The sequence below is a fragment of the Pseudomonas sp. GM102 genome (assembly GCF_000282555.1).
In the GTDB taxonomy this organism is placed as follows: Bacteria; Pseudomonadota; Gammaproteobacteria; order Pseudomonadales; family Pseudomonadaceae; genus Aquipseudomonas.
In genome coordinates, this window is the sequence record NZ_AKJB01000025.1 from 1 (window position 1) to 4603 (window position 4603).

Here is a 4603-nt window from a genome sequence, read left to right on the forward strand (position 1 = left end):
ATAACTCTTTGTTTACCAAGGAATTTTACGTTTCGACTGCGCCGGAAGTGGGGCGAATTATAGACTTCCAGAATCTGCCGTCAACCTCTAATTACGCCTTTCTTGCAGAAGGTGCCTTTTTGGCTGTTAAACGTGGAATCCGGCGGGTTACAGGCGGCAATCTCAACACCAACAACAACGCACCTATAGAAGCATAGATCGCCCACTCCTTCAGATCGGCACGAACGACCCACAACATATGCAGCAATCCGAGCCCGAGAACCACATAGACCAACCGATGCAACTTCTTCCAGCGAGAACCCAAACGCCGCTGACTGTAGCGATTGGAGGTAACCGCCAATGTCAACAAACAGAAAAACCCCAGGACCCCGACAATAATGTACGGCCGCTTGCGCAACTCGATACCCAACTGCGACCAATCAAAGCCAAGAATGAAAGCGGTGTAACCGCTCAAATGCAGAACCACATAAGCGAAGCACCACAACCCCAACTGTCGTCGAACCGCTATCCATCCCGGCCAACCGGTGAGCTTCTGCAAAGGTGTCATGCTTAATGTAATCAGCAGCAGTACAAGCGTCCCCAGTCCTAGACGGTCAACCAGTACCTTGCCCGGATCTGGACCCAACACATCCCCCCAGGCCTGACACAACCAAAACAGCGGCCAAATCGCTGCAGCGATGAATACGCCAATACGCCAGAACGGATATCGCATCAGTAATTCTTCCGCAGATCGAGCCCTGTATATAGAGAAGCGACTTCATCCGAGTAACCATTGAACATTTGCGTGTCCCGCACGTTGGGCTTGAACAGACCGCTCGGTAAACGCCTTTCTCGTGCCTGAGTCCAACGCGGGTGATCGACTGTCGGGTTCACGTTCGCATAAAAACCATACTCATCCGAAGCAATACTCTGCCAGGTGGTTTTCGGCTGCTCGCTGACCAGGCTGATCCGCACGATGGATTTAATGCTCTTGAAGCCGTACTTCCAAGGCACCACTAGACGCAGCGGTGCACCGTTCTGATTGGGCAACTCACGCCCGTACATGCCCACAGCAAGAATCGCCAACGGATTCATCGCCTCATCCAGACGCAACCCCTCTACATAAGGCCAGTCGATCAGGGCAAAACCGGAACGCTGCCCGGGCATAGTTTGGGGATCCTGCAAGGTTTCGAAGCGAATGAACTTGGCTTTGGACGTCGGCTCTACTTCCTTGAGCAAAGCCGAAATGGGAAAACCTATCCACGGAATGACCATCGACCAGGCCTCCACACAGCGAAGACGATAAATACGCTCTTCCAGTTGATAAGGCTTCATGAAGTCTTCCAGCGCATATCGCCCCGGCTTACTCACTTCTCCGTCTACTACCACGCTCCAGGGTTCGGTTTTCAGCGCCCCGGCGTTGGCCGCGGGATCACCTTTATCGGTACCGAACTCATAGAAGTTGTTGTAGTGGGTCGCATCCTTGAAAGGTGTGATCGCCTCGTCTTTGACGTTGACCGCCCCCCATTTGGTAGAAGGAAGCTTTTCGGCAAACCAGGAGGGCGCCTTGCCAGGCTCGACATCAGCATAACGCGCAATATCATCGGCACTTGCCCAACGCGGCAGACTGCTCACCGCCAAACCGGCAACGGCGGCACCTAATACACTGCGACGAGAAAGGTAGAGGGATTCAGACGTGACGCCCGACTCATGACAGTCAGACGCTTTGGGGACTTTGATCAGCATGACAACTCCGCAGCTTTGGAGGACAGATGCACCCATAGACTGCGGAGTATGAGGGAAATTACATCACTCGGCTTTTTTGTGCCGACGAAGGCGCAGCAGGTACTGGATCGGCCCGGAAGCCGCGTAGGCAAGGAAAACCAGCAGCAGGATGCGCGGCGGATCACTGAACACAACGGCGAATACCAATACCACTGCGAGGATCGCGACAAAGGGAACGCGCCCTTTCAAGTCCAGCTCCTTGAAGCTGTTGTACTTGATGTTACTGACCATCAGCATGCCTGCGGCGGCAACCATCAGTGCAACCAGGAACGACATCTTGGAACCCTGAATGCCGTAGTCGCTGAATGCCCAGACAATGCCCGCAACCACTCCGGCGGCAGCCGGGCTGGCCAGACCGATGAAGTAACGTTTGTCTGCAGTACCGACCTGAGTGTTGAAACGCGCCAGGCGTAACGCCGCCCCCGCCACATAGATGAAGGCAACCATCCAGCCGACCTTGCCCATGTCACCCAAGGCCCAGCCGAATGCCAGCAATGCCGGCGCCACACCAAAGGCGACCATGTCCGACAGCGAGTCGTACTCGGCGCCGAAAGCGCTTTGGGTATTGGTCATACGGGCAACGCGACCGTCGAGGCCGTCGAGTACCATGGCGACGAAAATCGCGATCGCGGCAAACGCAAAATATTTGCTCGCGCCGATAGCATCACCTGCACTCAAGGCACTCTGGGCGCTCATCGAGTTGATGATGGAATAAAACCCTGCGAAGAGGTTCGCAGTGGTGAACAGATTCGGCAGAAGATAGATACCACGATGCCGGACTTTACGGCCTTCAGCGTCATGCCCTTCTTCGATGTGCTCATCGATGGGCAGAAGGCTTTCGGCGTCAGAAGCCTGCTTTGGCTCTTCGGGACGTTCGCTCATGGTCATTTACCTTGCAACGGGGTGGAAAGTTTCGACAGATGTCCGGGACGACGGTTCGGCCACAAACAATGCAGCTTTATACCAGAACCGACGGATCCAAACGAAAAAACGCGGCCTAGGCCGCGTTTTCCGTACAAGCTCGGAACTTAGTTCTTAGCTTTGTCGACGATCTTGTTGGCACCAATCCACGGCATCATGGAGCGCAGTTGCTCGCCGATGATTTCGATACCGTGAGCGGCGTTGTTACGACGCTTGGCGGTCATCGAAGGATAGCCGGTGGCGCCTTCGCTGATGAACATCTTGGCGTATTCGCCGTCCTGAATACGTTTCAGGGCGTTGCGCATGGCCTGACGGGATTCGGCGTTGATCACTTCCGGACCGGTCACGTATTCGCCGTACTCAGCGTTGTTGGAGATCGAGTAGTTCATGTTGGCGATACCGCCTTCGTACATGAGGTCAACGATCAACTTCAGTTCGTGCAGGCATTCGAAGTAGGCCATTTCCGGCGCGTAGCCAGCTTCAACCAGGGTTTCGAAACCGGCTTTTACCAGCTCAACGGTACCGCCGCACAGAACGGCTTGCTCGCCGAACAGGTCGGTTTCAGTCTCGTCCTTGAAGGTGGTTTCGATGATGCCGGTACGACCGCCACCAACGCCAGCGGCGTAGGACAGTGCAACGTTTTTGGCGTTGCCCGACGCATCCTGGTAGATAGCGATCAGGTCAGGGATACCGCCGCCTTTGACGAACTCGGAACGCACTGTGTGGCCCGGAGCTTTCGGCGCGATCATGATCACGTCGAGGTCAGCACGTGGCACAACCTGGTTGTAGTGAATCGCGAAACCGTGGGAGAAGGCCAGGGTGGCGCCTTTCTTGATGTTCGGCTCGATTTCGTTCTTGTACAGGGCAGACTGGAACTCGTCCGGGGTCAGGATCATGACCAGGTCGGCAGCCGCTACGGCGGAAGCAACGTCAGTCACTTTCAGGCCGTGGGCTTCAGCTTTGGCAACAGTAGCCGAACCTTTACGCAGACCAACAGTAACGTCAACGCCGGAGTCTTTCAGGTTGCACGCTTGAGCGTGGCCCTGGGAGCCGTAACCGATGATGGCAACTTTCTTGCCCTGGATGATCGACAGGTCGCAGTCTTTATCGTAGAAAACTTTCATGAATTTCCCCTTTATATCTGGCCCTTCAGGCCATTCGCTAATTTGGTTTAGATGCTCAGTACTTTGTCGCCGCGGGCAATCCCGGTGACGCCACTGCGTACGGTTTCCAGAATCGAGGCAGTCCCGATCGATTGAATGAAGCTGTCGAGCTTGTCGCTGGTACCGGTCAATTGAACGGTATATACGCTAGCGCTGACATCAACGATCTGCCCACGATAAATATCGGTGGTGCGCTTGATCTCGGCGCGCTGGGCGCCGGTGGCCTTGACCTTGACCAGCATCAGTTCGCGCTCGATGTGAGCACTCTCCGACAGGTCGACCAGTTTTACCACTTCGATCAGTTTGTTCAGGTTCTTGGTGATCTGCTCGATGACTTCATCATGGCCGACAGTGGTCAGCGTCAGACGCGACAGAGTCGGGTCTTCGGTGGGCGCCACGGTCAGGCTTTCGATGTTGTAGTTGCGCTGCGAGAACAGGCCGACTACACGAGACAGAGCGCCCGGTTCGTTTTCCAGAAGCAAGGAAATAATGTGCCGCATGATTAAGTACGCTCCGTCTTGCTCAGCCACATATCGCGCATGGAGCCGTCTTTGATCTGCATCGGGTAGACGTGCTCGCTGGTGTCGACCGAAATATCGATAACCACCAGGCGATCTTTCATGGCGAACGCCTCTTCCATCTTCGACTTCAAATCTTTCGATTCGGTGATGCGCACGCCAACGTGACCATAGGCCTCGGCCAGCTTGACGAAGTCAGGCAACGATTCCATGTAGGAGTGCGAGTGGCGGGTGCCA

6 protein-coding genes are annotated in these 4603 nt (G+C 55.1%); all 6 read right to left on the reverse strand.

What is annotated here, in order from left to right; translation table 11 throughout:
• Nucleotides 1-91: 91 nt before the first annotated feature.
• Entirely contained in the window at nt 92-712 is a 621-nt protein-coding gene (gene msrQ, locus PMI18_RS22915) for a protein-methionine-sulfoxide reductase heme-binding subunit MsrQ (RefSeq protein ID WP_007897000.1), read from the reverse strand.
• Entirely contained in the window at nt 712-1725 is a 1014-nt protein-coding gene (gene msrP / locus PMI18_RS22910; RefSeq protein ID WP_007897001.1) for a protein-methionine-sulfoxide reductase catalytic subunit MsrP, read from the reverse strand. The genes msrQ and msrP overlap by 1 nt, the downstream gene beginning before the upstream one ends.
• A 63-nt stretch (nt 1726-1788) precedes the next feature.
• Complete coding sequence (gene pssA / locus PMI18_RS22905; protein ID WP_007897002.1) at nt 1789-2646, reverse strand: CDP-diacylglycerol--serine O-phosphatidyltransferase; 858 nt, start codon at nt 2644-2646, stop codon at nt 1789-1791.
• Between the two features lie 146 nt (nt 2647-2792).
• A complete protein-coding gene (ilvC, locus tag PMI18_RS22900; protein ID WP_003185459.1) occupies nt 2793-3809 on the reverse strand; it encodes a ketol-acid reductoisomerase in 1017 nt (338 codons plus the stop codon).
• Nucleotides 3810-3856: 47 nt separating this feature from the next.
• On the reverse strand, nt 3857-4348 hold the full coding sequence (gene ilvN, locus PMI18_RS22895; protein ID WP_003176102.1) for an acetolactate synthase small subunit: 492 nt from the start codon (nt 4346-4348) through the stop codon (nt 3857-3859).
• Between the two features lie 2 nt (nt 4349-4350).
• On the reverse strand, nt 4351-4603 hold a 253-nt coding region (locus PMI18_RS22890; RefSeq protein WP_007897006.1), incomplete at its 5' end, for a thiamine pyrophosphate-dependent enzyme.

Coding starts and splice junctions, on each gene's coding strand:
- msrQ (WP_007897000.1), bottom strand. CDS start 712: ATGCGATATCCGTTCTGGCGTATTGGCGTATTCATCGCTGCAGCGATT.
- msrP (WP_007897001.1), bottom strand. CDS start 1,725: ATGCTGATCAAAGTCCCCAAAGCGTCTGACTGTCATGAGTCGGGCGTC.
- pssA (WP_007897002.1), bottom strand. CDS start 2,646: ATGAGCGAACGTCCCGAAGAGCCAAAGCAGGCTTCTGACGCCGAAAGC.
- ilvC (WP_003185459.1), bottom strand. CDS start 3,809: ATGAAAGTTTTCTACGATAAAGACTGCGACCTGTCGATCATCCAGGGC.
- ilvN (WP_003176102.1), bottom strand. CDS start 4,348: ATGCGGCACATTATTTCCTTGCTTCTGGAAAACGAACCGGGCGCTCTG.